This window comes from Niallia sp. FSL W8-0635 (assembly GCF_038007965.1).
In the GTDB taxonomy this organism is placed as follows: domain Bacteria; phylum Bacillota; class Bacilli; order Bacillales; family Cytobacillaceae; genus Niallia.
This window is the reverse complement of record NZ_JBBOYD010000001.1, coordinates 1231825-1257498: the sequence shown is the minus strand read 5'-3', so window position 1 is coordinate 1257498 and position 25674 is coordinate 1231825. Positions and strand designations below refer to the sequence as shown.

The following is a 25674-nucleotide window of genomic DNA, read 5'->3' as shown; positions in this document are numbered from 1 at the left end:
AAATGGTAAGTGCACTTAGTTCTCTTGTTAACTATTCGCTATATAAAACCAGTTTATCCACTTTCAGACTTCTCTGACAATCTATCACCCGTTGATTTTTACTTCCTTTGAACAAGAGACTTAAATCTCTTTGTTCAATCATAAATCGCCCATCTACTAATACATCTAAATACATACTTAATTGCATAAATTCATCTTTATATTTGGTCATTAACTCTTCCCAGAGAAATCCTGTATAGCACCAAATATTTTTATTTTTTTGTTTGCATTTTTTGGCTAATAGTATAAGTTCCCTTATTTGTAGCATTGGCTCTCCACCACTAAAAGTAATATCATTTAATGGATTTCGATTCACTTGACTTATCATTTCGTCGATTGACATCTCGATTCCACCATCTATTCGCCAGCTCTCTGGATTATGACACCCTCTGCAATAATGGGTACACCCTGCTAAAAAGATAGTAGTTCTTAAGCCCGGACCATCGACAATACTATCTTCAACAATTGATAAAACCCTCATCGATGCTTAACCCTTTCCCGCTCTTCTGCACGCTTAGCCGTATTCCATCGATCAAGTGATCCAACAAGATAACCAGTTATTCTTCTTATCCTTTCAATCTTTGTCTCTTCCTTTTCTCCACACTTAGGACATTCGTTATCAATAATCCCTTTATAGCCACAGCTTATGCAGCGATCCACTGGATGATTAATACTTCCATAGCCAATCCCCGACTCCTTCATTGTCCGGACAATTTTCTCCATTGCATCAATATTTTTACTGGCATCACCATCTAGTTCGACATATGTTATATGACCAGCATTCGTTAAAGAATGAAATGGTGCTTCTCGTTTTATTTTTTCATAAATAGAGATTGGGTAATAGACAGGGATATGAAAACTATTAGTAAAATACTCTCTATCAGTCACCCCTCTAATAACTCCAAACTTCTTTCTAGCTGCCCGTAACGCTTTCCCCGCAAAGGATTCTGCTGGAGTTGCAAGCAGTGAATAGTTCAGCTGATAAAAATCCATTGCTTGATCCGCTTTTTGGCGCATAAACTGAACAATTCGTAATCCAAGTTCATACGCCTCGTCGCTTTCTCCATGGTGAAAACCAAGCAAAGAAACTAAACATTCTGCTAAACCAACAAACCCAATCGATAATGTTCCTTGTTTTAAAAGTTCATCTACTTGTGAATCCATCTGTAGCTCTTCTCCACCTTGCCAAACGCCTTGTCCATATAAAAATTTAAAATTTGCTGCTTTTTTCTTTCCTTGGTAATGAAATCTATCTAGCAGTTGATCTATAACCAAGTCTATCGTTTCATTCAATTTATAAAAAAACGATTCTATTGTATTGGACTCTAAAGCAAGTAAAGGGAGATTGATACTTGTAAAAGATAAATTCCCCCTTCCAATCGTTTGTTCACTTCCATGCATATTCCCCATCACTCTCGTCCTACACCCCATTGTTGCCACTTCTGAATGCGGAGTGCCGTCATAATAAGCTAAATTAAATGGTGCGTCGATAAAAACAAAGTTAGGAAACAATCTTTTACTTGTTGTCTCGATGGCTAAACGAAATAAATCATAGTTTGGATCCTCTTTTTGATAATTTATTCCATCCTTTACTTTAAATACGATAATAGGGAAAATCGGTGTTTCTCCAGCACCAAGACCTGCTTGTGTTGCGAGTAGCAAGTTCTTCGTTAACATCCTTCCCTCCCTCGATTGATCTGTCCCTAAATTTACTGAAACAAATGGAGTCTGCCCCCCACCCCTCGAATGCATCGAATTACAATTATGTATAAACGCCTCACAAGCTTGGTAGGTTTCTCTTTCTGTCCATATCCAAACGCTCCGTTCCAACTCTTCCACATCATCGATTAAATCACGTAAACGTTGTTTATTTTGGCAGTATGTTTTGTATACATATGGTGCTAGATCGTAGTCTAACATTGGGATAGCTTGTCCTCCGTGTTGCTGATTTTGGTTGGCTTGTAAAATGATTGACGTAAGCGCCATTGCACTCATGATAGTTTTAGGCTCCCTCATAAACCCATGACCAGTATTAAACCCATTCTTTAAGATTTTTGCTAACGGGATTTGACAGCATGTTGTCGTTCCAGAAGAATAAAAATCAAGGTCATGAATATAAATATACCCTTCTTGGTGGGCATTCCTCCCCTTTTTCTTTAACAAATGCTCCATTGTATAATATTTAGAAGCAGTAGCAGCAAATTGCATCATATGACTCATCGGTGACATTCCATCAATATTTGCATTTTCTTGAATAAAATCTTGATTATTGCTTTTAACTATTTCATCAAACTCATGTACTAATTGAACCTCATTGCCCATTTAACTCACTCCACTCATAAAGGAATCTTTATCCATTATAATAGCAGTTCCACAAAATAATCTATATATTGTGTCGTTTTCACAAAAAATACACAATATATAGTCAACCCTAATAAAACCCCCCTCCTCTCCAGTCTAACTTTACACTATTCATAAAGTGTTTTTATTGTTACACTATTGGTAAATTCAGTGGCAAAGGAAGGATAACTATGGCGATAAAAGGGACAATAAAAGAGGCAACGTTATTTAGTAACGCATTGGGAGAAGAAATCACTTTACTTATCTATCTTCCCCCATCCTTTTCTCCTCTTTATAAATACCATTTGCTTATTGCACAGGATGGAAAAGATTATTTTCAATTTGGTCGAATCGGAAGAGTGGCGGATGAATTACTTGCAAACCATCAAATAGCGGAGACCATCATTGTTGGGATTCCTTATTCCTCTGTTCAAGATCGTCGGGAAAAATATCATCCAGATGGTCCCCAAAATAAAGCATATATCCGCTTCTTAGCACATGAACTTATTCCCTATTTAGATGAACAGTTTCCAACCTATCAAATGGGATTAGGACGTGGACTTATTGGAGACTCTTTAGGGGCAACTGTATCACTAATGACTGCTTTAAAATATCCACATACATTTGGAAAAATCATCCTGCAATCTCCATTAGTAAATGAAGAAGTATTAGAAAGGATTCGCCAGTTTGATTCCTATCATTTACTTGAAATCGATCATATTATTGGGACAGGTGAAACTGCAGTCCAAACAACTATTCAAACAACGGAAGATTTCCTTACTCCAAATAGAGAACTTGCACAACTTTTAAAATCAACCAACTCCGAGTATACCTATGAAGAATTTAATGGCAACCATACATGGAAGCATTGGCAACCATATATCGCCAAAATGCTAGTGCGAATGTTTCCTTCTTAAATATATAGTTTGTCAAACATTAGATTTTTTCTGAAATCTTTGAACTTAAAAGAATAATTTTGTTATAATATCTTACATATAGAACATTGAAATCGTAATAATAGATAGTCCATTTTCTATATCTTTAAATAACGTTTTTACTATGAAATGGAGGTCCTTCAAATGAAATACGGTATTGCTATTTTTCCTGGAAAAGAGTTACAGGATTTGGCCAATTCCCTTCGTAAAAGGTATGATCCGAAATATGCTTTAATCCCGCCACATATTACTTTAATCGGTGACTTTGAAGCAGAAAATGAAGAGATTGAAGAACTAAGTAAAAAACTAACAACGATTGCAAGCCATTATCATTCTATTCCAATTAAAGTAACAAAAGTCAGTTCCTTTAAACCAGTCAGCAATGTAGTTTATTTAAAGATTGAACCAAGTACAGATTTAGAACATCTTCATCAAGAACTAATAAGTACATTGGGCGTTAGTCCAGAGCATCCATTTGTCCCACATATTACTCTAGGACAAAATTTATCAAGCGATGAACATTTGGATTTATATAGCAATTTACGGATGCAAAACTTTCATTTCGAGGAAAAATCTGACCGATTCCATTTACTTTATGAATTGGAGAATGGATCATGGACGGTATATGAAACATTTCGGTTAGGAAAGGATTCGTGAAAAAGTGGAAGTATGTATCGTTAAAACAGAGAAAGAATTAGAAGATGCCTTTTATGTACGTCAAACTGTTTTTGTAAAAGAACAACATGTACCAGTCGAAGAAGAAATAGATGAGTTTGAAAAGGACAGCGTCCATTTTGTCCTGTATGATAACACTAAAAACCCAATTGGTGCAGGTCGTTATCGAACATTCGATGAGTATGGAAAAGTGGAGAGAATATGTATCCTTTCTACAAATCGAAAAGGCGGCGCTGGGAAAGCAATCATGAACAAAATAGAGGAATATGCCATAAATAGCGGGGCACCTTCACTAAAACTAAACGCTCAAACGCATGCGATTCCATTCTACAGCAAATTAGGATATGAAGTCGTTTCCGAGGAATTTTTGGATGCTGGTATTCCTCATAGAACAATGCAGAAGAAATTATAATAGTTGGTTGTCCGAAGATGCCATCTTTACTCCGAAAGGGTCTAGTTGGTGGCATAATTGGGCAACCTTTTTGTTTCCCATCCATTTTTGGCACTAAACCATAATAGGTTTAATTTTCACCTATTTGCCTACAATAGATGTAGGAAAGGGTGAGTTGCATGGAATTCACACAAATATTCATTGAACTTATTATTGGCTATTTCTTGCTTCTTCTTTTAACAAAAATATTAGGTAAAACACAAATAACACAGATTACTACCTTTGATTTTGTTTCTGTATTAGTGCTAGGTGAGCTCGTAGGGAATGCCATGTATGATTCAAAAACAGGCATAAAAGAAATTGCTTTTTCGATTCTTCTATGGGGAGCTTTAATTTATGTCACAGAATATATTACTCAAAAGTTTCGGAAAACTAGAAAGCTTTTAGAAGGAAAACCATCTATTGTTATAAATAAAGGCAAAATTGATTTTCATGAACTAAAGAAAAATCATTTGGATATAAATCAGTTACAACATTTACTCCGTGCAAAAGATGTTTTTTCGATCGCCGAGTGTGCTTATGCTATTTTAGAAACGGACGGTACGATAAGCGTGTTAAAGAAATCTGCATTTTCGAATCCAACAAAACAAGATATGAATTTACCCCCTGAAATTATTTCACTTCCGATAAGCGTCATTTTAGATGGTGAAATCATAACAGAAAACTTACCTCGAATAGGTTGGAACGAGGACCAATTAATGCAAGAATTAAAAAAACATAATTTTGACTCCCATAAAGATATCCTTTATGCGGAGTGGCGCGAAGGTTCGCCTTTATATGTACAGAGCTACAAAATGAATTAAATCCCTTTATACTTGTGCATGAAAATAAGTACCTTTTCCAGTTAGTTGAGCAATTAACTTCTCATTGACTACTTGTTTTTCATGCAATTTATTTTTTTGATAAAATAATGGAGAAGGATAGTTTGTATCTTGATTAGTAGGAAGATTAGCGATCTTTGCAACAGGGTATGTTGCTTCCTTCTTATATGTTTTTGCTTTGCTAACAATATCTCTAACCGCATACTGTTCTGCTTGAAAATATGTGATTGGTAAGATATATCCCATCTTAAATCTGTCCCTTCTTACAATATTATTCTATCCTTTTCCCTTTTTTCCCACATGTTAAACCAGTTTTCTACCCTTTAAACAATCCTCTGTTTTTGATATGATAGATATTATTTCAAAAAAGTCACGAATACATGTATTAAAAATAGATTCGAGGTTTCCTATGTTAACAGCTTTTTATTATGATAGACTCATTTCATTGAATACAATTGATAGACAAGAATTACAAAAAATTTATGAAGCAGGAAAAAATGGGTTTCTCGCATGCTCTGTATGTGGAGAAGCGGTAAAGCTTTATTTAGGAATAAAAAGCTCTCCCTATTTTTATCATTATTCTTCTAAACAACCATGTATGACAGAAGATATACCCAAAGTCCAACAAGAAGATGCCGTAACCCTTGATGAAGACTATGAAGAAAAGAATGGGTTTCGTATTCCAAAAAGTAGAAGTATTTCAAAAAGTCTTACAGAAATCACTCCTTTTAAGCAACCTATGTCCGTTAACACAACCATTCATAAATCTGAATTAGCAAATAGCAAAGCCATTACTTATCCAAAAGAATCTTATCTAACCATTCTCGCCCAAAATGGTTATTCCCTAGATGCTACCCAAAGCAAAGCCGTTACCATTAATGATGGACCAATTCTTGTTCTTGCAGGTGCAGGAAGTGGCAAGACTCGTGTATTAACGATGCGGGCAGCTTTTCTTATTCACGAGAGAAACGTAGATCCGTCATCCATTATGCTTGTTACATTTACAAATAAAGCTGCAAACGAAATGAAGGAACGTTTATTACACTATCCAATGATGAACAAAGGATTAGTGCAAAAAATCGTTTCTGGAACATTCCATAGCATTCTCTACCAAATATTGATTTTTCACGAACGAGAGAAATGGCAACGAAATCAGCTATTAAATAGCAATTGGCAACGAGAACTTATATTAAAGGAAATTGCCCGGGAAAAACAAATCGATGAAAAAGACTTTCCATTTGATGCAGCTCTTCAATTAATAAGCGCTTGGAAAAATAGTATGCTCTTCCCTAAAGATGTCGAGCCGACTAATGACTGGGAACAAAAAGTCGCACAGTTATATTCCGGCTACGAGGCAAAAAAACAACAGAGAAATCTATATGATTTCGATGATATGCTTCTTGGTGGCTATCATTTTTTTCTCGAAAATCCAACTATACTAGAATCTTATCAGAAACGCTTTACTCATTTCCTACTAGATGAATTTCAAGACATAAACAAAGTACAATACGAGTGGATGAAGCTAATGGCGAGCTCTGCTAAATCTATTTATGCAGTAGGCGATGATGATCAATCTATCTATTCTTTTCGTGGTAGTGATCCAAAATACCTGTTAGATTTTGAAAAAGATTATCCAGATTCTCAAACGATTATTCTTGACTATAATTACCGCTCTTCACAAGAAATCGTGTCCGCAGCAAAATCAACCATTAGCCAAAATACAAAAAGACGTGTAAAAAAAATGATTACAGGCTACTCTGGAACACACCCGCTTGCCTTCTATCCTTATGACGAGGAAGAAGAAGCTACCATGATTTTGACAGATATGCAAGAAAAGATAAAAACTGGTTACGAACCTAAAGATTTTGCGATTCTATTTCGCACAAATACAAATAGCCGTGCTATGTTTGAGCGACTTGCTTCTTCTAGTTTGCCATTTAGATTGGAGCAGGATACAGGCTCCTTCTACCAACGATTTATCGTAAAAAGTATGTTGGCTTATTTAAAGCTCATTCATGATCACGATAATCAACAAGCTGTAATTGATATTCTTCCAACGCTCTTTTTGAAAAAAACAGTATTGCAGGATATTAAAGCAATGAGTATTTTAGAGGATTGTAGCTTTTTAGATTGTCTCCATTTAGTTAAAACTGGCTTTGCTTTTCAGGAAAGCAGGCTAAAAAAGATTCCAAATACGCTAAAGCGATTAACGCATTATTCACCTCTTGATGCCATTACTTATATTGAAAAAGAATTAGGCTTCCAGGAGTTTATTAAAAAACGGGGCAACGAAGGAAATCAATGGGATAAAGGGTCCGATGATATTCGCGATTTAAAAGTCGTTGCACGTAAATTTAATTCCATTAAAGAATTTGTACAGTATACAGATCATATGCTTGCGATGAATGAAGAATTACGTAAACAATATAAAAATGAATCCAATGTAATAACCTTAAGTACCATTCATCGCGCAAAAGGATTGGAATATAAGGCAGTATATATACTTGGTACTGTTGATGGCTCTATCCCACATGACTTTGCATTAGAATCATTTCGAAATAATAATCTTATGCCTCTTGAAGAGGAACGTCGTCTTCTTTATGTTGCGATGACAAGGGCACAACAAGAACTATATCTTTCCATTCCTATGTATCTAAGAGGCAAAAAAGCTAAGGCATCTCGTTTTTTATCACCCTTGTCGATGTCTCCGCTCCTTTAGATTAATTATTGAAAACTACGTTGTATCATCCATTTCCATTTTTGGCTAAATAAAAAATAGGGTAACTTGTCATTCCTTTTGATCAGTTACCCATTTTCCCGTTACTTTTTGTTAATCATTTTAGATAGAGTATTGAAATCAAGCTGTTTGCCATCTTTTACGATAGATTCAACAATTTTATCTTCCGTTTGCTTAGGAACAGATTTACCAGCAATTTGCGAAACTCTGCGAATAACACTTCTCACTGTTTTTTCATCTTTAAAATTAGCATTTTGTAAGGAATTAGCTAGTTCCAAAATATCTTTCATATTTACACCAGTTTTTGACTCTATGTTTTTAAAAAAATTATTGTTCATACACGTGTTTCCTCCTTAGGTGAGCTACTTTACATTGTATGAAGCAATACAAAAAAGGTGAAAACACTCCAATCAGAAATCAAAAAATGAACAAAATGCATATTTAAGAATGGGCCTTCTCAAAAAATGAAAAGGAGCTCCCTTTAAAAAGAGAACCCCTTTTTCCAATAAATGATTAGTTGTAGAAGCTAGCTCCAACGATAACTAAAAGGATAAATAAAACAACGATTAAAGCAAAAGAAGAGATTCCTCCTCCGCTATAGCCGCCGCCATAGCCATATCCGCCATAACACATTCCTACTTCACCTCGCTTCTCCTTGTACTCATTAACAGAATATGGAGAATTAAAGTTTATGTATAGGCAAGCTACTAATAACGGACAGAATGTACGATTGTCATGTATACTTACCAAGCTTAAATAAGACGCTTAGAAGAAATGACGCTTCCCTTTTACTAATCCTATCAATCCTTTTTTCATAGAACAATGAGTTATATTACCCTTTTGGTTTAAAAATGAGCGCACCGATAAAACCAAATATGATGGCAGCAGATATTCCTGAGCTCGTTACCTCGAACATCCCAGTTAATACGCCAATAATGCCATGCTTTTCTGCCTCTTGCATTGCTCCATGTACTAATGCATTACCAAAGCTTGTAATAGGAATCGTTGCACCTGCCCCTGCAAAATCTGCAAATGGCTCGTATAATCCAAATCCGTCTAATATTGCACCAACAACAACTAATGTTGTTAATGTATGGGCTGGGGTTAGCTTGGCAACATCAAACATTAGCTGACCAATTACGCAAATAATCCCACCTATGACAAATGCCCAGAAAAACATTGGAAGCATACTAGTTCCTCCTTTTTCTTGTAATTCATTCCATATAATAAATAAACATATGCTACAGCTTGATTAGATTTCAATTGAAACAGCGTGAGCGATACAAGGTATTGTTTCATTTTGTTGAACTGTTAATGGAGAAAGAAGCGCACCAGTTGCAACTAATAGAATTCTTTTATATATCCCTTTTTTCATTTCATTTAATAAATGTCCATATAGTACGGTTGCCGAACATCCCGCTCCACTTCCCCCAGATTGAACAGGTTGCTCATTGGTATAAATTAATAAACCGCAATCTTTGAATTTATTTTCATCTATGCTTAATCCTTTTTCTTTTAGAAGAGCTATAGCAGTTTCTCTTCCGATTCTTCCTAAATCACCTGTAACAATTAAGTCATAGTGAGAAGGATCAAGATTTAAATCCTGGAAGTGTGCAAGTATCGTATCTACAGCTGCCGGGGCCATTGCTCCACCCATATTAAATGGATCTGCTAATCCCATATCCACTACTTTCCCAATAGTGGCAGCAGTTGTATACGGCAATTGATCATTTGATTGCTCATTTGTAATTAAGGCCACACCTGCTCCGGTTACAGTCCATTGTGCTGTCGGGGGTTTCTGTCCACCATATTCTGTTGGATAACGAAACTGTTTTTCAACCGCTGCATTATGGCTAGAAGCACCTGTCAAAACATTCGTAGCTCCTTGGTAATTCACCATAAAGGACGCAAGAGCTAAACCTTCCATAGACGTAGAACAAGCGCCAAACAAGCCGAAATAAGGTATTTTCAAATCTCTTGCAGCAAAGCTTGACGGTGTAATTTGGTTGATTAAATCACCTGCTAAAAAAAACTGGATATCTTCTGGTTTTCGTTCTCCCTTTTTTAAAGCGGTTTGGGCAGCTTCCTCTAATAATATCCGATGGGCTTGCTCATAGGAGGTTTTCCCCATCCATAAATCATCATGCAAAATATCAAAGTCTTTCGCTAACATTCCATTTCCTTCAAAGGGTCCTCCTGACACGCCGGTAGCTTTTATTACTGGATGATTTTGAAAAACCCAGGACTGTTTACCTTGAAGCATTAGAATCCCCCCGTCATCATAATGAAGATTGTTTTAATAAGCGCGACCACAAATGCGGAAAAAACACCGAATAAAATTACCGAGCCAGCCAACTTAAATATATTTCCACCTACCCCTAGTACAAATCCTTCTGTACGATGTTCAATTGCGGCAGATATAATACTATTACCAAATCCTGTTACAGGAACAGCACTACCTGCTCCTGCAAACTGTCCTATCCGATCATATACACCAAACCCAGTCAATAACATCGAAAAAAATATGACAGTAGCTGTAGTTGGATTACTAGATGTTTGTTCCGTAAAATGGAAGAAATATATATATATATAAGAAATAACCTGTCCAATCATGCAAATAAACCCACCAACAAAAAATGCTTTTATACAATTTTTTAATACAGGTCGTTTCGTTTCATATTGTTGTTCAAATTTTTCATACTGCTGTTGTGCCGGTGTTTTGTTTTTTTTCTTACTGTCTGCCAATTGAATCCCTCCTTACGTTAACTCATTATTTAATTTGATAATCTCTTTTAAACGCTTGTCTGCTTTATCTTCACTAAAGTCTGGTTCTTGAATTTTATCCCTTAAACGGATTGTCTCTAAGAAAATTTTAAAATCACTGGAAACAGTAAATTTCTCTTCTGGATATTTTGATTCCAGTTTTTCCGTTAATTCTTTTTCAATGCTTTTCATTTTAAAACGGGCCATCTGCTTTACTTTATAGGCTACAAGTGTATCCTTCTTACCTTTAACCACTGCTACATCATAAATGGACGAAATAGTATTTGTTTCTTCCTTAATTCCTTGTACCAATTCTTTTTGACCTGCTTCAGGTTCTGTATAAATAACGACTGGTTCTGGATCTACCTTTTTCAACATAGACCATCTGCTATTCGGCGTATCTTTCTCACAACCTGTTAATAAAACACATATGCTACAAATCAAAATAAAAAAAGCGCACTTTTTATTTGTCATATTCTTCCCTTCCTATGTAAATGATGAATTGATGTATATATTTTCTTCTTTTCAGGCTTTATTTATTAGAGGTTTAAGCAACAATTAAAATCCAATTTTTACAAAATCATTTTTCACGAAAAAAAATACCCGCTCAAAGTCGGGCATTTTCATTATTTCATTAATTTTTTTCCACAATTACATCCAGATTTCTTCTTTTTTGCTTTCGTTGTTGCTTTTGTTGTTGCTTTAGGCTTTACCGTCTCTTTTACTTTAAATACTTTTTTTTCTAGCAACTCCAATCCCTCCATTAATGTACTCTGCACCACATAAAAACACTGTTTTCATATGTGCTTATCACATTGTATGATGGAAAAATATGCATGTGTAAACAACTAGCCTACCTCGTTCAACTATTCAACAAACACTCTTTGTAAAATAGCTTCAATCAAGGATGCGCCACCTGCAATGGCAAAGACAAGAATAAAAGGTTCACAAATGCTTGGAAAGAAATAATATAAAAGAGTAAGAAAAATAGCTACCCACACACCCGTACACCAATAACAGCTAATAAGCTCCCCAAAGAACCCGCGGATTTTCCCTGATTTAGGTACAATATATACTTCTATTTGACCTTCCTTATTCTTTTCTTCTACTTCATCTAAAAAAAACTTCCGGAAAAACTCTGTAATTTGATCAAAAACAACTAATCTTGTTAGCCGAAAGCTTGCCAGTATTAATAAAAAAAACTCCATCCAATGGATATCCATCTAGATTCTCCCCTCCAATCGACCAAGATATTATGAACGGATGGTCAAAAGCCCAAATTTTGAGAAAAAAGGCGTTTGTCCGTAACCCATAAGGCTCTTCGGCAATATGTTAGTAATGTAAGAAACATAAAGAAAGAAACAAACAAGGAGGAAAACAATTATGGGTTGTGGAAAAAAAGAAGATATTTACGGTACATCCAGCTGTGTTTGCGAAGTGGTTCGTGCCATTAAAGATATCCAAGATAACGCTGAAGACACTTGCGAATGCGAAACTAACTGTTTCTCAGAGCCTCTAGGATCACTTGTATCTCCAACAAAAAGAAATAAAGCAGATACTCGTGTATTCGTTTTAAGCACTGCAGATGGCTCTCCATTCCATGCATTTTATACAGGTTCAGACTGCAACTGCGTTTCTATCTTTTTCCGAGTAGAGGATGTTTTTGATAACTGCTGTGCAGTATTAAGAGTTCTTGCTCCAATCGGTAAAGACGGAGAAACACTTGATATCGTTGGACACAAAGGAATCGACTTAAGCAAAATTTGTGAATTAGAAGGTTTTGTTCGCACTTCAAGCTGCATCACAGTTGACTTAAGCTGCTTCTGCGCAGTTCAATGTATCGCTGACGTTGACTTAAACATTTGTGACTAATAAATTTGTATATGCTTTACCCCTCGGAGGACGTCTATCTTGGCGCCTCCATTTTTATGTTTACTCCTTTCTTTTTCCTTACATTTTATGCACGGAAAGAAGTTGGCATGTTATCAGACAAGTTTCATTCATGAATATTCACAAATTTGTAAATATGGGAGAAAATGAACCATTTTGGGCAAATAGAAAAGAGTTATCTCAAATCGATAAATGATTATAAATATATCATTAGCAAGTAAGAATATTTCGATTTTACTGCTATCATATTTATACTCAAATTCAATTTGAAATAACTCCTTCATAAAAGGAAGAACGTTTTTAAATTCCAATCATTCTGACTTCCTGAATTGTAGAGATTTTTAAAGTGACGACTGATTGATCCATTAATTTTATGTCAACATTTTCCTCTGTTAAATCAACAACAAAACCACGAATATTCTCTTTAGCCGTTATTACCAAACAAGGAACTGGTGGTAACTGCTTCGGAAAATGAAGTAAGTACTCTAATTTCTCAACTATCCCCATTTCTTTAAAACTCTTCAATCGTTTAAAGGCTGGCTTTCTTGGAGTTTTTTCCACTTGTTGTTCTTGATAATGTTGAATTTGTTCCTGAACATTTTCAATTGAAGCTGGCTTTTCCGTGCTTTCTTTCGTTAGCTCTTTTTTCTCCTTTATTTCCTGGAGCATTTCTTCTTTTTGTTTCTTCTCCATCAAATCTTTGTATTGTTTCTGTTTAGAAATTTTTGCAGAATAGCTAACTTGCATATTGCCTTCCATCTTTTTTGTACCAGACTGTGAAAGGTAAGGCTTACTATTCTCACTATACACCATTGATCACCTCCTAAAACAAAAACGATAATTTTATAGGATTCATCCTAATGTATGCATGATTTGCCTAATATGTAACTTTAATTAGTGAAAAAGGAAGAGGTTGTGGATAAACAAAATGGAGGTTTGACGGAGGAATAGAAAAAGCAACCAAACGCCAGAATCAGCTGATGGTTGCCTTTAACCGAATTAACCAACAATATGGAAACCTGAATCTACATGAATATTTTCACCAGTTATTCCTCTTGCTAAATCACTAAACAAGAATAATGCTGTATCTCCTACTTCTTCAGGCGTTGTTGTTCTTCTAAGTGGAGAACGTTCTTCAATTTCTTTTAAAATCGAATTAAAATCACTGATTCCTTTTGCAGATAATGTACGAATCGGACCTGCAGAAATCGAGTTTACACGAATTCCTTCTTTTCCTAAATCAGCAGCTAAATAACGAACACTTGCATCCAAGGAAGCTTTTGCAACACCCATTACATTGTAATTTCTAATTGCGCGCTCTCCGCCTAAATAAGTTAATGTCACAATGCTTCCGCCTTCTGTCATTAAGCCTTTTGCTTCTTTCGCAACAGCTGTTAATGAATAAGAACTAATATTATGAGCAAGCAAGAATCCGTCTCTAGTAGTATTCATATAATCGCCTTGTAATTCTTCTTTATGAGCAAAAGCGATACAGTGAGCAATTCCATGAATTGTCCCTACTTCTTTTTTGATAGCTTCAAAGCAAGTAGCGATTTCTTGATCATTTGTTACATCACATGGTAACACAATGCTATCTGTTGAATCTAAAGTAGCAACAAGGTCACGAACGCTTTTTTCTAATCTTTCCCCAGCATAAGTGAAAATTAAACGAGCACCTGCTTTATGCAAGGAAGTCGCAATTCCCCATGCAATACTTCTTTTATTTGCAACACCCATAACTACATAGGTTTTGCCCTTTAATGAAAAAGTCATTCTTATTCCTCCTATATACTATTACAAGTTATTAGTACCTAGTACTAATTTTACTACAAAAAAATAAAAAAAGAAAGCATTGTTCCAATAGGCTCTTTAATCATTTTTATTGTTGGTACTTTTTCTTGAAAAGGGCTAAAGAGACTGCTTCTCTGTTACCTTTTGCTGCTTCTTTTTGCTGAAAAGGGCCAAGAGACTGCTTCTCCGTTACCTTTTGCTGCCTCTTTTTGCTGAAAAGGGCTTAGAAACCGCTTCTCTGTTACCTCTCGCTCATTTTTTCCTCCAACGGGCAATGATAATGCTCAACTATTAAACAAAAGCTCTCCCTCCTTTACATCCAAAAGGAAGGAAAAGCCTCTTCATTCTCTTATTTAAAATTAAACTCCAACTGTCGCTTTAATTCTGTTACATACTCATGGGACCCTGTAACAAGAAGATGATCATTAAGTTGAAGCTCTGTATCTCCATGAGGTATGACAAAATCGGCACCTCTAAAGATTCGGACGAAAATGACATCTCCGGTAAACGGGAATGATCTTAAGGACATCCCTTCAAATTCCTTGTTTCTTAATATTATTTCATGCAAGGATGTCTCCGTATTACCAAGCAATGCAAAAATATTTGGAGACTGAATTAATGCCGTTAATAATGCTTTCGTAGATGTCAGCATAGAGAATACTTCTATATCTTCCCTGCGTAATTCCTCTTCCATTTCCATATTTTCCACCCGACAAATTACTCGATCTACCCCTGCTCTTTTAATCATAAGACTCATCTCTGCATTTAAGAAGGAATCTCCTGTCGAAATCACAACAATATCTGCTCCGTAAATATCTGTTTGTTGTAGAATCTCCTCCGAATAATTTTCCAATTCCACGATTTCAAACAAGGAATCTGCTAATTGAAAATCGTATTTTTCTTGTTGTTTATGATAAAAGGTGACATCATACAACGTAGATTTCAACTCTTGATAAACCTGCATCGTTACTTGGTTAACCCCAATAATAGAAACATTTATCACTTTTTCGCGAGCTGCTTCTTTTGGGAATAGCTTTTTAAAGACAATCGGCGTAATGATACAAGATATAATTGCAACTAGAATAAAAATTCCGCTCATTTGCGGGGTTATGATATTTAATCGTTCTCCTATTGTTGATGCCGCAATAACGAGTGAAAGTGTCGATGTTAATAAAAATCCAGAAGCTATAATCGTTTTTGTATCATACCATTTTTTCAAATAATAGACAGGTAGCAGCTTACTTACTAATAAAGCAATTAATAATAACGGAATAAATAATAATAATTTAGGATCTGTAAATAACGACCATATATCCATGTCAACTCCTATCATCACAAAGAAGATAGGAATAAGGAATCCATAACCAAAGGAATCTAGCTTATGAACCAATTCTTCATTTGGCGAAAGTAGAGATACTAGTACCCCAGCCAAGAATGCACCTAAAATATGTTCAGCTCCAACAGATTCTGATAATGCCACAAGAAAAATAATTAGCGCAAACACTGCTCTAGTACCAATTTGTACCGTCCCTCTTGAGAGAGTATCCATAATCTTATTGTTCTTTATTCTACTACCAACAAAGTAGAGAATTAAACCTGCGACAAAAAGAATTAATAATAGCCAAGTATTTCCCCCTGTTTCATGTATCGATGCAAATACTGCAAGTAAAATCATTGTTACTAAATCTGCAATTACCGCTACAAGTAATATAATTTGCCCAATAACAGACTTCATAATATTGGCTTCTTTTAAAGTTGGTACTACCACTCCTAAGGAGATAGTAGCAATAATAATTGTCATTAAGAATGCACTATCGACAAATCCAGCGAGTACAAATAAGAAACTTAATCCAATTGATAGAACGAGAATCGCCGCAAAAATAATGGTTGCCGTTTGAAATGTTTTTGGCTCTAATTTACCATTAGGCAATGTCTCTCTTTTTTTCTTACTAGAAAAAGCGGAAAAATCTATCTCTAGCCCACTCAAAAACATTAAAAAGATAAAGCCTAATGTTGATAGTGTTTCAAGCCACATATCCTGTTCGACTAGATTAAATCCACTTTTTCCAATTATTAATCCCATGAGAATTTCTGCAACAACGACAGGAATAATATTTAATTTGAGTCGTTGCAAAATAATTGGGGTTAATAGAGCCACCGTAACCACGATAACTAGTGATGCGAAAGAAGCACCGTGTTCCATCGCTATCCCTCCTCTTTATACACTAATTTGTTAAATAACTCATAAACATTGTTGCCATGCCAAAATAAATTAGAATACTGATAATATCATTAATCGTTGTAATAAATGGACCGGAAGCCACTGCTGGGTCGATATTAAATTTGTGCATAATAAGAGGAATAATTGCACCAGCTATTGTAGCTACAATCAATGTTCCAAGAATCGAAATTCCAACAAGTATTCCTAGAAATAAATCACCCTTCCATACATACACAACAATAGTAACAAGTATTCCACAGATTGTACCAGTAATTAATCCTGTACCTGCTTCTCTTACAATTAACTTCCAGCTATTTTCTTTCCCAATATCACCTGTTGCAATCCCACGAACAGCAACTGCTAATGCTTGAGTTCCCGTATTCCCAGCCATTCCAGCAATTAATGGAATAAAAACGGCTAGAATCGCTACTTGATCCAATGTTTCTTCAAACCGGCCAATTAGGCTTGCAGTAAACATCCCGAGAAATAATAAAATAATAAGCCATGGGAGTCTCTTCTTTGCAGCAGAAAATGGATGCTGATCAACAAAATCCATATTAGATACAGCAGCAAATTTCGAATAATCCTCAGACGCTTCCTCTTGCATAACATCCACAATATCGTCAATTGTAATAATCCCAAGTAATCTTTTTTGAAAATCAACAACAGGCAGTGCTAAAAAGTCATAGTCTTGCATTTTTTTAGCTACTTCTTCCTGATCTTCACTTACAGAGACAGAATGAATGCGATCACTCATTATTTCTTTTATAAGGGTTTGATTATTACTTACAATTAAACTTCGTAAAGAAACGACGCCCACTAATTGTTTTTGTTCATTAACAACATAGATATAGTAAATGGTTTCTGCCGTAGGAGCCTCTCTTTTCAAAATATCCATAGCAGTTGCTACTGTTTGTTCTGCCGATAAACTAATATAGTCTACCGTCATAATACTTCCAGCAGTTGACTCTTCATAGTGCATCAGTGCTTTGATGCTCGCTGCAGTTGGTTGATCCATTATGGCCAAATAGCTTTCAACTTGCTCTTTTTCTAATACATTTAATATATCTACAGCATCGTCTGCAGACATATTAGCCAATGTTTCTGCTACATAATCCGGAATAAGCTTAGCAAAAATCTCTTGATATTCCCAATCATCCATTTCTAAGTTCTCAAACATTTCTGCAATTTCACTTGGAGCTAAGTATTCAAAAACTTTAGCTCTTTCTTCTATCTCCATTTCCTTAAAAAATGAAGCTTGGTCATAAGGATGTAAATCAAGGAAATTTTTACGGAATTCCTGTAAGTTTTCATTTTGTAAAGAATGGAGAATTACCCTACGCTGCGCTTCCTTCGTTAAAATCTTATCTGACACCTTCCTTCCTCCTCTCTTTGAAAAAATAATATGTTTTTTATAGTAACAAAAGATAGACGATTTGTCTTTTATTTAGACACGATGTCTTTATCCCTTTATCTTTCCCCAAAAGCAGAAACAATTAACAAAAATGCTCGAACAGCTATTGGGTATAGTAAAAAAGAGAAATAATGAAAGAGGGATTTTATGAAGCTTGATATCATCGGAGATATTCATGGATGCTATGAGGAATTTAAACTTTTAACAGAGAAATTAGGTTATATATGGAACCAAGGTTATCCACAGCATCCAGGAGAAAGAAAATTAGCATTTGTAGGGGATTTAACGGATCGCGGTCCTGCTTCCTTAGCTGTAATAGAAACTGTCTATTTATTAGTCAAAAGTGATTTAGCCTATTATGTACCAGGAAACCATTGTGACAAGCTATATCGATTTTTTCTAGGAAGAAATGTAAAAATTGCTCATGGCTTAGAAACAACAGTAGCCGAATGGGAACAATTAAATAAAAAAGAACAGCAAAAAATCAAAAGAATGTTCAGAGAGTTATATGAAAATGCACCTTTATATCACATTCTTGATGAGCAAAAGCTTGTCATCGCTCACGCTGGTATTCGGGAGGACTATATTGGTCAATATCATAGTAAGGTAAAAACATTTGCACTTTATGGTGATATCACAGGGGAAGCTCATGCTGATGGTTCACCGGTAAGAAGAGATTGGGCTAAACATTATAATGGAAAACCGATTATTGTATATGGTCATACACCTGTAAGAAATGTAAGAGAAATTCATCGCACCTATAACATTGATACTGGGGCTGTTTTTGGTGGAAAATTAACGGCTCTAAAATATCCAGAACTAACAATCGAATCTGTGCCTTCCAGTATGCCCTTTACTCCAGAGAAGTTTCGTACATTTGATGTAGAAGTAGTAGAGAAGAATGGCAGGTGAATAAATAAAAAAAGAGTTAAAGATCTTTTTTCTGATCCTTAACTCTTTTTCATTTTTTGCTCTAAACTTTTCATATCGGCCGGGAGATCAATTGTAAAGGTCATCGTTTGTTTCGTTACTGGATGTATAAACATAAGAAAAAAACAATGTAGCGCTTGCCGCTCCATATCTTTTCTTTTCCCGCCATATAAATCATCACCTAAAAGCGGGTTTCCTTTATAGGCAAGATGAACACGTATTTGATGTGTTCTGCCTGTCTCAAGGGATAATTCTACAATAGAAAAATGATTATTCTGTGCTAAAACTCGATAATGGGTAATAGCCGTTTGTCCATCTTCTCTAACTTCTCTTTTAATAATACTATCCGAGCATCTCCCAATTGGTTCATTAATCGCATCACTTAATGGAGCTATTTCTCCTTCAGCAAAAGCAATATATTTTCTTTTTACATCGCCTGCTTTTTGCTGTTCACTTAGCAAATGATGAATATGGCGATGCTTTGCGATGAGAACCAATCCCGATGTATCTCGATCTAATCGTGTAACAATATGGGTCGTTGCCTCAATTCCCTGCTCATGATAGTAACTGACTAAAGCATTAGCCAAACTGCCAGTAGGATGCTCTCTAGAAGGAATTGTATTCATTCCATAATCCTTTTGCACAATCAGTATATACTCGTCCTCGTGGATAATATTTAAAGGGATCTTTTCAGGAATTAATCCACTACTTGGCGACTCAGGTGGAAAAAGAACAAATAATTGATCGCCACTCTTTAAGGAATAACGAACATTCTCTTCTCTTCCATTTACAAGTATCTTCCCGCCCTTAAATTTTATATCTGTTAATGCAGCCTTTGAAATACTTTGTGACTTCAAAAACTCTTTAATGGTAATGCCTGATTGATCCTCTATAACCCACTCTAACGTAAAGCTCAAGCTATCACTCCTGTCTATTGCTTACTCAGAAATGAAAGAATCATGTACTCGTTTCCAAAATGGGAACGGACGAAACCTCGCAAACCTTACTTTTTCCTCTGCCACTCGATATTGAATTGAATGTACTTTTTTATGTAATAAATTCAAATGATCAATAGAAATTTGAAAATCTGGTTCATTAACCGGCTTTAATACACAAGTATGATGTTTCGGTAAAATGAGCGGTGATCCAACCGTTCGAAATACACGATTATTAATGGAAGCCATTTCTGCTAGCTGTATCGCTTCAATTGAGGGATGCAAAATAGCTCCGCCTAACGCCTTGTTATAAGCCGTACTTCCTGAAGGCGTCGATACACAAAGACCATCCCCTCTAAATCGCTCGAAATGTTTACCGCTCATTTCCACATCCATGACAAAAGTTCCTTCGATACTTTTCACTGTAGATTCATTTAAAGCTAAGTATCTTGTTTCCTTCTCTACATTCTGATAACGTACAATCACTTCTAATATTGGATATTCGATGATGTTATATGGCGTCTTTGCTATCGCAATCACTAGTTTTTCTAATTCAGCCGGTGTCCAATCTGCATAAAATCCCAAATGCCCTGTATGCATACCAACAAATGCTGTTTTGTCTAAACGATTACTATAGCGATGAAACGCATATAGTAGGGTCCCATCTCCCCCTACAGAGATAACAATATCCGGCTCTTCTTCATCATATTGCAATTCAAAATCAAGTAAGTATTGTTTGATTATTTGCACTAAGTTTTCTGATTTTGAATCACCCTTTGAGGTAACGGCAAATTTCATTGTTTAGTAGCTCCTCTTCTCAGTTTAGAAATGCAGAATATATTTAAATTTCTATTGTTATAACACAGAAAAAAATACTAACTATTCTTGTCATTTTCTTTTTTACGATTAAAGAAAGCTTGTGCCTCTTGGATTTCTCCACGGATTAAAGACATTTCTTTATCTAAACGAAAAGCAGCTTCTGCAGCTCCTTGTAGCCTCATTTTAATATCTTCAGGAAATTGGCCTTTATATTTATAATTCAGGGAATGCTCAATAGTTGCCCAAAAGTTCATGGCAAGGGTGCGAATTTGAATTTCAACTAGAAGCTTTTCTTCGCCATTTATAGTTTGCACGGGATAGACAATGACAACATGATAGGATCGGTAGCCACTATCTTTACTATGTAATATGTAATCTCTTTCTTCAACAATTTCAAAATCATTTCTTTGTCTCAATAGTTCTACTACTCTTATAATATCATCAACAAATGGACACATCATACGGAGTCCTGCAATATCCTGCATCTCCGTGTCTAGTTTGTCTAATGGTATCCCCTTTTCATTTGCCTTATCCAATATACTTGCAATTGGTTTTACTCGACCTGTTACAAATTCGATTGGGGAATGTTCGTCTTCATGATCAAATTGACGTCGCATTCCTTTTAATTTAACCTTCAATTCATCTACTGCCTGTTTATATGGAGCCAAAAATTGATCCCATTGTTTCATATATATAACACCTCATTTCCAAGGTTTCTTTTCATACGAGGCATTTCTTTTATAGAAGATCTGTTAATTGTTTCTTATTATCTCTAACAGAAAAGCTAGCACCAGCCCAAAGTTTTTCAAGCCATATTGCAACTTCAAAAAAAGCTGTAATTGGTAATCCCCCCTGTTATTAAGCAATCTAACAAATCATGATAGAAAAACAGTTGAAACCGCTTTTTCCATTTCCTCTCCATAATTTCCATTTCCTCGAATATTATCAATTAAATATTCCAATTCATCTGTAAAGTTCTCAAGCAATAATTCTCCAGTAGCATCCTTAATTAGGAAAGCAGCCTTTGACTCAAGCGCCACTTTACAGTCTTTCCATACCCTTTCAGGAATTTCTAGATAAACATATTCATTCTGCTTTTCAAGTAAATATATGAACGCAAGAGAATCAGAATCAACAAGGATTTGCCCATTTGCTTTTGTATTCTCTAAATTTGCATCCTCCTGCAATTGAAATACCAATTCATTTTCTCTTATATAGCTCTCTTTAATTGTCCATTTTTGTTTCATCATTCACCCTCCAACTATGCATTATTTTACCACAACCAAAAGAATTATCATAGAAAAGCGCAAGGCACCCGTTTAGGGGCGTGTGGGGTGGAGCGACCTTTCCTGAGATAAAGGAAACACGGGGAACGATAGTGAGCCGATGTTGACTTATCGTAGGGAACGGGCGCGAAGCCCATCTGCCCCTGGGTGCCTGGAGCTAGACAAATAGAAAAGCGCAAGGCACCCGTTTAGGGGCATGTGGGGTGGAGCGACCTTTCCCGAGATAAAGGAAACACGGGGAACGATAGTGAGCCGATGTTGACTTATCGTAGGGAACGGGCGCGAAGCCCATCTGCCCCTGGGTGCCTGGAGCTAGACAAATAGAAAAGCGCAAGGCACCCGTTTAGGGGCATGTGGGGTGGAGCGACCTTTCCCAAGATAAAGGAAACACGGTTAACTTTAGTGAATCGGTGTTGACTTATCATAGGGAGGTAGCCTCAAATCACCAACACTAGATTAGCGTATTAAACAAGCAAAAAGGATAAAAAATACAATAGGAACAAAATGAACTAGAAAATAGCTTGTTTTCCCATCTCCCCTTATAATAATAAACAAGATCAATTTAGAAAGGATTTACTTATGTCTCAGAATCAAAACATTGAAATTGAATTTAAAAATATATTGACGAAGGAAGAATATGCAGCACTTCTAGCTCATTTTCACATTAAAGAAGAAGATTTATTTGAGCAAGAAAATCATTATTTTGATACAAGCAATTTTGCTTTAAAGGCAAACCATTCTGCTTTAAGGATTCGGCAAAAGAATGGAGAATATGAATTAACATTAAAACAGCCTCATCCAGATGGCCTTCTTGAAACAAATAAAGTACTTTCCAAAGAAGAGAGCGATACCATTTTCAGAACGGGGAAAATAAAGGATGAGCAAATTTCTAGACTTTTAGAAAAGATGAATATCGATCCTGCTGCGATTTTATATTTTGGAAGTTTGCGAACCGTTAGGGCAGAGAAAACAATTGGAAATGGTTTACTAGTTTTAGATCATAGTTTTTATTTAAAAAAGGAAGATTATGAGTTAGAATATGAAGTAAGCAATCGGGAAGAAGGAGAAATATATTTCACAGAACTATTATCCACCTTAAAAATTCCCGTTAGAAAAACGAAAAATAAAGTACGTAGATTTTATGAAGAAAAATATAAACAAAAATAATTATTGGTTTATCTCCTTTATAACTAGTAAAGAAAAATGATTAAATCACTGAAAAGCGAATCAAGTATCTTTTACAACATGAATTGTAGCAATAAAGTATCTTACTCACTTTATTGCTTCCTTTATGTTAATGCAAAAGTTTATGTATATTGTTTTATAGTTCTTACTTTAACGATGGAGGAAAGCAATGAAAATTGATCAATTTAAAGTAATGCTTGAACTCCAAGCTTTACAAGGTTTAAATTCCCAAAATACTACAAATAATGCATCTACCCTTTTCCAAGAATTTCTCAGCAATATGTTGACATCAGAATCATCGTTAACAAATTCAATAAAAAACAACACACTAGGGGCTTCTTCTTCATCCTTACCTTTAGGACTATCGAATAATGTTTCCCTTATGCCATTGAGCTTAACAAAGCTTACTTCTTCATCGACAACCTCTACTGATTTCGATGAGATGATTCAAGCGGCTGCGGAGAAATATAATCTTCCTGAAAAACTTATAAGCTCGGTTATAAAAGTGGAATCTAATTTCAACCCCAATGCTACGAGCTATGCTGGAGCATCTGGATTGATGCAATTAATGCCAAGTACAGCCAAGTCCTTAGGGGTACAAAATGTATTTAATCCATTAGATAATATTATGGGTGGAAGCAAGTATTTAAAGCAAATGTTAGAAAAGTATAATGGAAATGTTGAACTTGCTTTAGCTGCATACAATGCAGGACCTGGTAATGTAGATAAGTATGGTGGCATTCCTCCTTTCAAAGAAACGCAGAATTACGTGAACAAAGTGACACAGCATTATATGGCATAATTTCTATCTCGATCTATTTACAAGCTATTTATTTGTACAATGAAATGTCGATTGTTACAATATAATTAAAGAAATGCTATAAAAAGAACGATAAAGGAGTTTTAAATATGGTCGAGAACATGTCGACACCTTATGAACGAATCGGTGAAGCCACATTAAATAAACTTGTAGATACGTTCTACAATCATGTTGGTCAACATCCTGACCTAGCTCCTATCTTCCCAGAAGATTTAACAGAAACAGCTCGTAAACAAAAACAATTTCTTACGCAATTTTTAGGTGGTCCATCCCTTTATTCAAATGAACATGGTCATCCAATGCTAAGAGCAAGACATTTACCTTTTCAAATAACGGAAAAACGGGCACATGCATGGTTAGCTTGTATGGATCAAGCAATGGAAGAAGTAGACCTAGATAGTGAACTGCGAGAAGGAATTTTTTCAAGACTCGTGCTGACAGCAAAACATATGATCAATTCGGAGGAAATCGAAACTAAAAAAGGTGATAACACGTGATGGAAAAAGACTTTTCTATATCCAAGCCGAAAACAGCTGATGATAATTGCCAAGAAAGCAAACCACTTGAAATATATATGTTTATCGATCCACTTTGTCCCGAATGCTGGGCACTTGAGCCTATTATGAAAAAATTGCAGATTGAGTATGGACGATATTTCTCCCTTAAACATGTATTAAGCGGAAGACTATCTTCATTAAATTGCAGTAAGAAAAGCAAGCATGCTAATCTTGCTGAGTTTTGGGAAAAAACCGCTAGTCGTTCTGGAATGTCATGTGATGGTTCATTATGGTTTGATAATCCAATCGTTTCTCCACATTTACCTTCGATTGCTCTTAAAGCAGCTGAATTACAAGGTCGGAAATCTGGCATGAAATTCTTACGCAAACTACAGGAGCTTTTGTTTTTGGAGAAAAAAAATATTGCCACATTTGATGTACTGAAATCATGTGCCAAAAGTATAGGAATAGATGTAATAGAGTTTGTATCTGACATTCATTCAAATAGTGCAGCAAAGGCATTTCAGTGTGATTTAAAAATCACAAGAGAAATGGAAGTAAATGAAATTCCAACACTAGTCTTCTTTAATGAAAATATTGAAGAAGAAGGTATTAAAGTTACAGGTTACTATCCTTATGAGGTATATGTTCAAATCATCGAAGAAATGCTGCAGATCCAACCAGAAAAAGCAGCTCCACCACCTCTTGAAAGCTTTTTAGAATGTTTTAAGTTTGTTGCGTCAAAGGAATTATCTGTTGTTTATAATAAATCAATACAAGAAATTGAAAAAGAAATGAAGAAATTACAATTACGTCAACTAGTGGAACAAATACCAGCTAAATACGGGGTATTTTGGAAATATATCGGTTAATAATGGGGGATGTGGCAATCTTTAAAGATGCCATGTCTATTTTTTATTTATATGCCTAATTTCATTTCTAAAAAAATAAAAAAGGACTTGCTGTCTCAAGGCAAGGCCTTTTTTATTTTTTTACGAACAAAGGGGATGGGAGAAATTTTTCACGGTCAAACAAAGGGGTATAAGTTTGTATGTGATTAACTTCACAACTAAATAGTATCACAAGTTAATCCCAAATCGCAATATACATAGCCCTTTGTTCACA

At 35.5% G+C, this 25674-nt stretch carries 30 protein-coding genes; 11 read left to right on the top strand and 19 right to left on the bottom strand.

Annotated elements, in window-relative coordinates:
- Window positions 1-31: 31 nt before the first annotated feature.
- The gene (nrdG, locus tag NYE52_RS06035; protein ID WP_341192233.1) at window positions 32-520 is read right to left on the bottom strand and encodes an anaerobic ribonucleoside-triphosphate reductase activating protein; all 489 of its coding nucleotides are present in this window, start codon (window positions 518-520) and stop codon (window positions 32-34) included.
- Window positions 517-2361: an anaerobic ribonucleoside triphosphate reductase gene (locus NYE52_RS06030; protein ID WP_341192232.1), complete on the bottom strand. Its 1845-nt coding sequence runs from the start codon at window positions 2359-2361 to the stop codon at window positions 517-519. Before NYE52_RS06030 ends, nrdG begins: the two co-directional genes overlap by 4 nt.
- 209 nt (window positions 2362-2570) lie before the next feature.
- Between NYE52_RS06030 and NYE52_RS06025 the strand changes: the two genes are divergently transcribed.
- The 4 genes from NYE52_RS06025 to NYE52_RS06010 all read left to right on the top strand — a co-directional run bounded on the left by NYE52_RS06025 (window position 2571) and on the right by NYE52_RS06010 (window position 5243).
- A complete protein-coding gene (locus tag NYE52_RS06025) occupies window positions 2571-3296 on the top strand; it encodes an alpha/beta hydrolase (RefSeq protein WP_341192231.1) in 726 nt (241 codons plus the stop codon).
- A gap of 162 nt (window positions 3297-3458) precedes the next feature.
- Complete coding sequence (locus tag NYE52_RS06020) at window positions 3459-3971, top strand: 2'-5' RNA ligase family protein (RefSeq protein WP_341192230.1); 513 nt, start codon at window positions 3459-3461, stop codon at window positions 3969-3971.
- A 4-nt stretch (window positions 3972-3975) separates the two neighbouring features.
- Window positions 3976-4401: a GNAT family N-acetyltransferase gene (locus NYE52_RS06015; protein WP_341192229.1), complete on the top strand. Its 426-nt coding sequence runs from the start codon at window positions 3976-3978 to the stop codon at window positions 4399-4401.
- Between the two features lie 158 nt (window positions 4402-4559).
- Window positions 4560-5243, top strand: a complete 684-nt coding sequence (locus NYE52_RS06010) for a DUF421 domain-containing protein (protein ID WP_341192228.1) — start codon at window positions 4560-4562, stop codon at window positions 5241-5243.
- Between the two features lie 6 nt (window positions 5244-5249).
- On the opposite strand, the gene NYE52_RS06005 is transcribed toward NYE52_RS06010, so the two are convergent.
- Window positions 5250-5507 (bottom strand): hypothetical protein, encoded by a 258-nt coding sequence (locus NYE52_RS06005; RefSeq protein ID WP_341192227.1) that lies wholly within the window; start codon window positions 5505-5507, stop codon window positions 5250-5252.
- 163 nt (window positions 5508-5670) lie between these two features.
- Between NYE52_RS06005 and NYE52_RS06000 the strand changes: the two genes are divergently transcribed.
- Window positions 5671-7980, top strand: coding sequence for an ATP-dependent helicase (locus NYE52_RS06000; protein ID WP_341192226.1), 2310 nt, complete (start codon window positions 5671-5673; stop codon window positions 7978-7980).
- 101 nt (window positions 7981-8081) lie between these two features.
- On the opposite strand, the gene NYE52_RS05995 is transcribed toward NYE52_RS06000, so the two are convergent.
- From NYE52_RS05995 to NYE52_RS05960, 8 genes are all read right to left on the bottom strand, one after another.
- Entirely contained in the window at window positions 8082-8336 is a 255-nt protein-coding gene (locus NYE52_RS05995) for a stage VI sporulation protein F (protein WP_031536798.1), read from the bottom strand.
- A gap of 175 nt (window positions 8337-8511) precedes the next feature.
- Entirely contained in the window at window positions 8512-8631 is a 120-nt protein-coding gene (locus NYE52_RS05990) for a YjcZ family sporulation protein (protein ID WP_081836596.1), read from the bottom strand.
- Between the two features lie 199 nt (window positions 8632-8830).
- Complete coding sequence (gene spoVAE, locus NYE52_RS05985; RefSeq protein WP_341192225.1) at window positions 8831-9187, bottom strand: stage V sporulation protein AE; 357 nt, start codon at window positions 9185-9187, stop codon at window positions 8831-8833.
- Between the two features lie 63 nt (window positions 9188-9250).
- Window positions 9251-10261 carry a stage V sporulation protein AD gene (spoVAD, locus tag NYE52_RS05980; protein ID WP_341192224.1) on the bottom strand — a complete coding sequence of 337 codons (1011 nt, stop codon included), beginning with the start codon at window positions 10259-10261 and terminating at the stop codon, window positions 9251-9253.
- Window positions 10261-10743, bottom strand: a complete 483-nt coding sequence (gene spoVAC / locus NYE52_RS05975) for a stage V sporulation protein AC (RefSeq protein ID WP_341192223.1) — start codon at window positions 10741-10743, stop codon at window positions 10261-10263. The genes spoVAD and spoVAC overlap by 1 nt, the downstream gene beginning before the upstream one ends.
- A gap of 12 nt (window positions 10744-10755) precedes the next feature.
- Entirely contained in the window at window positions 10756-11235 is a 480-nt protein-coding gene (locus tag NYE52_RS05970; RefSeq protein WP_341192222.1) for a sporulation protein, read from the bottom strand.
- A gap of 152 nt (window positions 11236-11387) precedes the next feature.
- Window positions 11388-11510, bottom strand: a complete 123-nt coding sequence (locus NYE52_RS05965) for a hypothetical protein (protein WP_341192221.1) — start codon at window positions 11508-11510, stop codon at window positions 11388-11390.
- 117 nt (window positions 11511-11627) lie between these two features.
- On the bottom strand, window positions 11628-11984 hold the full coding sequence (locus tag NYE52_RS05960) for a DUF1360 domain-containing protein (RefSeq protein WP_341192220.1): 357 nt from the start codon (window positions 11982-11984) through the stop codon (window positions 11628-11630).
- Window positions 11985-12144: 160 nt separating this feature from the next.
- Here NYE52_RS05960 and NYE52_RS05955 point away from each other — a divergent pair, with 160 nt between their 5' ends.
- A complete protein-coding gene (locus NYE52_RS05955; RefSeq protein ID WP_341192219.1) occupies window positions 12145-12633 on the top strand; it encodes a CotY/CotZ family spore coat protein in 489 nt (162 codons plus the stop codon).
- A gap of 318 nt (window positions 12634-12951) precedes the next feature.
- Here NYE52_RS05955 and NYE52_RS05950 read toward each other — a convergent pair whose 3' ends face one another.
- The 4 genes from NYE52_RS05950 to mgtE form a co-directional block, all read right to left on the bottom strand.
- Window positions 12952-13464, bottom strand: a complete 513-nt coding sequence (locus tag NYE52_RS05950; protein WP_341192218.1) for a CotO family spore coat protein — start codon at window positions 13462-13464, stop codon at window positions 12952-12954.
- A 186-nt stretch (window positions 13465-13650) separates the two neighbouring features.
- A complete protein-coding gene (fabI, locus tag NYE52_RS05945; RefSeq protein ID WP_016204335.1) occupies window positions 13651-14424 on the bottom strand; it encodes an enoyl-ACP reductase FabI in 774 nt (257 codons plus the stop codon).
- Between the two features lie 367 nt (window positions 14425-14791).
- Window positions 14792-16645: a monovalent cation:proton antiporter family protein gene (locus tag NYE52_RS05940; protein WP_341192217.1), complete on the bottom strand. Its 1854-nt coding sequence runs from the start codon at window positions 16643-16645 to the stop codon at window positions 14792-14794.
- Window positions 16646-16667: 22 nt separating this feature from the next.
- Window positions 16668-18038, bottom strand: a complete 1371-nt coding sequence (gene mgtE, locus NYE52_RS05935) for a magnesium transporter (RefSeq protein ID WP_341192216.1) — start codon at window positions 18036-18038, stop codon at window positions 16668-16670.
- A gap of 186 nt (window positions 18039-18224) precedes the next feature.
- On the opposite strand from mgtE, the gene prpE reads away from it, so the two are divergent.
- On the top strand, window positions 18225-18989 hold the full coding sequence (prpE, locus tag NYE52_RS05930; RefSeq protein ID WP_341192215.1) for a bis(5'-nucleosyl)-tetraphosphatase PrpE: 765 nt from the start codon (window positions 18225-18227) through the stop codon (window positions 18987-18989).
- A 38-nt stretch (window positions 18990-19027) separates the two neighbouring features.
- Here prpE and NYE52_RS05925 read toward each other — a convergent pair whose 3' ends face one another.
- From NYE52_RS05925 to NYE52_RS05910, 4 genes are all read right to left on the bottom strand, one after another.
- Window positions 19028-19924 carry an RluA family pseudouridine synthase gene (locus NYE52_RS05925; protein ID WP_341192214.1) on the bottom strand — a complete coding sequence of 299 codons (897 nt, stop codon included), beginning with the start codon at window positions 19922-19924 and terminating at the stop codon, window positions 19028-19030.
- Window positions 19925-19945: 21 nt separating this feature from the next.
- On the bottom strand, window positions 19946-20740 hold the full coding sequence (locus tag NYE52_RS05920) for an NAD kinase (protein WP_341192213.1): 795 nt from the start codon (window positions 20738-20740) through the stop codon (window positions 19946-19948).
- Between the two features lie 77 nt (window positions 20741-20817).
- Window positions 20818-21450, bottom strand: a complete 633-nt coding sequence (locus NYE52_RS05915) for a GTP pyrophosphokinase (protein WP_341192212.1) — start codon at window positions 21448-21450, stop codon at window positions 20818-20820.
- 186 nt (window positions 21451-21636) lie between these two features.
- Window positions 21637-22008 carry a UPF0738 family protein gene (locus NYE52_RS05910; protein ID WP_341192211.1) on the bottom strand — a complete coding sequence of 124 codons (372 nt, stop codon included), beginning with the start codon at window positions 22006-22008 and terminating at the stop codon, window positions 21637-21639.
- Between the two features lie 618 nt (window positions 22009-22626).
- On the opposite strand from NYE52_RS05910, the gene NYE52_RS05905 reads away from it, so the two are divergent.
- From NYE52_RS05905 to NYE52_RS05890, 4 genes are all read left to right on the top strand, one after another.
- Window positions 22627-23214 (top strand): CYTH domain-containing protein, encoded by a 588-nt coding sequence (locus tag NYE52_RS05905; RefSeq protein ID WP_341192210.1) that lies wholly within the window; start codon window positions 22627-22629, stop codon window positions 23212-23214.
- Between the two features lie 187 nt (window positions 23215-23401).
- A complete protein-coding gene (locus NYE52_RS05900) occupies window positions 23402-24034 on the top strand; it encodes a lytic transglycosylase domain-containing protein (protein ID WP_341192209.1) in 633 nt (210 codons plus the stop codon).
- 107 nt (window positions 24035-24141) lie between these two features.
- A complete protein-coding gene (locus NYE52_RS05895) occupies window positions 24142-24549 on the top strand; it encodes a globin domain-containing protein (RefSeq protein ID WP_341192208.1) in 408 nt (135 codons plus the stop codon).
- The gene (locus NYE52_RS05890) at window positions 24549-25421 is read left to right on the top strand and encodes a ClpXP adapter SpxH family protein (RefSeq protein ID WP_341192207.1); all 873 of its coding nucleotides are present in this window, start codon (window positions 24549-24551) and stop codon (window positions 25419-25421) included. The genes NYE52_RS05895 and NYE52_RS05890 overlap by 1 nt, the downstream gene beginning before the upstream one ends.
- Window positions 25422-25674 lie beyond the last annotated feature (253 nt).

Excerpts from the sequence above, each read along its gene's own strand:
- spoVAD (WP_341192224.1), bottom strand. The coding sequence starts at position 10,261 with ATGCTTCAAGGTAAACAGTCCTGGGTTTTTCAAAATCATCCAGTAATA.
- NYE52_RS05905 (WP_341192210.1), top strand. The coding sequence starts at position 22,627 with ATGTCTCAGAATCAAAACATTGAAATTGAATTTAAAAATATATTGACG.
- NYE52_RS05940 (WP_341192217.1), bottom strand. The coding sequence starts at position 16,645 with ATGGAACACGGTGCTTCTTTCGCATCACTAGTTATCGTGGTTACGGTG.
- NYE52_RS06030 (WP_341192232.1), bottom strand. The coding sequence starts at position 2,361 with ATGGGCAATGAGGTTCAATTAGTACATGAGTTTGATGAAATAGTTAAA.
- NYE52_RS05955 (WP_341192219.1), top strand. The coding sequence starts at position 12,145 with ATGGGTTGTGGAAAAAAAGAAGATATTTACGGTACATCCAGCTGTGTT.
- NYE52_RS05950 (WP_341192218.1), bottom strand. The coding sequence starts at position 13,464 with ATGGTGTATAGTGAGAATAGTAAGCCTTACCTTTCACAGTCTGGTACA.
- NYE52_RS06005 (WP_341192227.1), bottom strand. The coding sequence starts at position 5,507 with ATGGGATATATCTTACCAATCACATATTTTCAAGCAGAACAGTATGCG.
- nrdG (WP_341192233.1), bottom strand. The coding sequence starts at position 520 with ATGAGGGTTTTATCAATTGTTGAAGATAGTATTGTCGATGGTCCGGGC.
- NYE52_RS06000 (WP_341192226.1), top strand. The coding sequence starts at position 5,671 with ATGTTAACAGCTTTTTATTATGATAGACTCATTTCATTGAATACAATT.
- NYE52_RS05900 (WP_341192209.1), top strand. The coding sequence starts at position 23,402 with ATGAAAATTGATCAATTTAAAGTAATGCTTGAACTCCAAGCTTTACAA.
- NYE52_RS06010 (WP_341192228.1), top strand. The coding sequence starts at position 4,560 with ATGGAATTCACACAAATATTCATTGAACTTATTATTGGCTATTTCTTG.
- spoVAE (WP_341192225.1), bottom strand. The coding sequence starts at position 9,187 with ATGCTTCCAATGTTTTTCTGGGCATTTGTCATAGGTGGGATTATTTGC.
- NYE52_RS05890 (WP_341192207.1), top strand. The coding sequence starts at position 24,549 with ATGGAAAAAGACTTTTCTATATCCAAGCCGAAAACAGCTGATGATAAT.
- NYE52_RS05915 (WP_341192212.1), bottom strand. The coding sequence starts at position 21,450 with ATGAAACAATGGGATCAATTTTTGGCTCCATATAAACAGGCAGTAGAT.
- NYE52_RS05995 (WP_031536798.1), bottom strand. The coding sequence starts at position 8,336 with ATGAACAATAATTTTTTTAAAAACATAGAGTCAAAAACTGGTGTAAAT.
- NYE52_RS06025 (WP_341192231.1), top strand. The coding sequence starts at position 2,571 with ATGGCGATAAAAGGGACAATAAAAGAGGCAACGTTATTTAGTAACGCA.
- NYE52_RS05920 (WP_341192213.1), bottom strand. The coding sequence starts at position 20,740 with ATGAAATTTGCCGTTACCTCAAAGGGTGATTCAAAATCAGAAAACTTA.
- NYE52_RS05990 (WP_081836596.1), bottom strand. The coding sequence starts at position 8,631 with ATGTGTTATGGCGGATATGGCTATGGCGGCGGCTATAGCGGAGGAGGA.
- NYE52_RS05960 (WP_341192220.1), bottom strand. The coding sequence starts at position 11,984 with ATGGATATCCATTGGATGGAGTTTTTTTTATTAATACTGGCAAGCTTT.
- fabI (WP_016204335.1), bottom strand. The coding sequence starts at position 14,424 with ATGACTTTTTCATTAAAGGGCAAAACCTATGTAGTTATGGGTGTTGCA.
- NYE52_RS05910 (WP_341192211.1), bottom strand. The coding sequence starts at position 22,008 with ATGAAACAAAAATGGACAATTAAAGAGAGCTATATAAGAGAAAATGAA.
- prpE (WP_341192215.1), top strand. The coding sequence starts at position 18,225 with ATGAAGCTTGATATCATCGGAGATATTCATGGATGCTATGAGGAATTT.
- NYE52_RS05970 (WP_341192222.1), bottom strand. The coding sequence starts at position 11,235 with ATGACAAATAAAAAGTGCGCTTTTTTTATTTTGATTTGTAGCATATGT.
- NYE52_RS06020 (WP_341192230.1), top strand. The coding sequence starts at position 3,459 with ATGAAATACGGTATTGCTATTTTTCCTGGAAAAGAGTTACAGGATTTG.
- NYE52_RS05895 (WP_341192208.1), top strand. The coding sequence starts at position 24,142 with ATGGTCGAGAACATGTCGACACCTTATGAACGAATCGGTGAAGCCACA.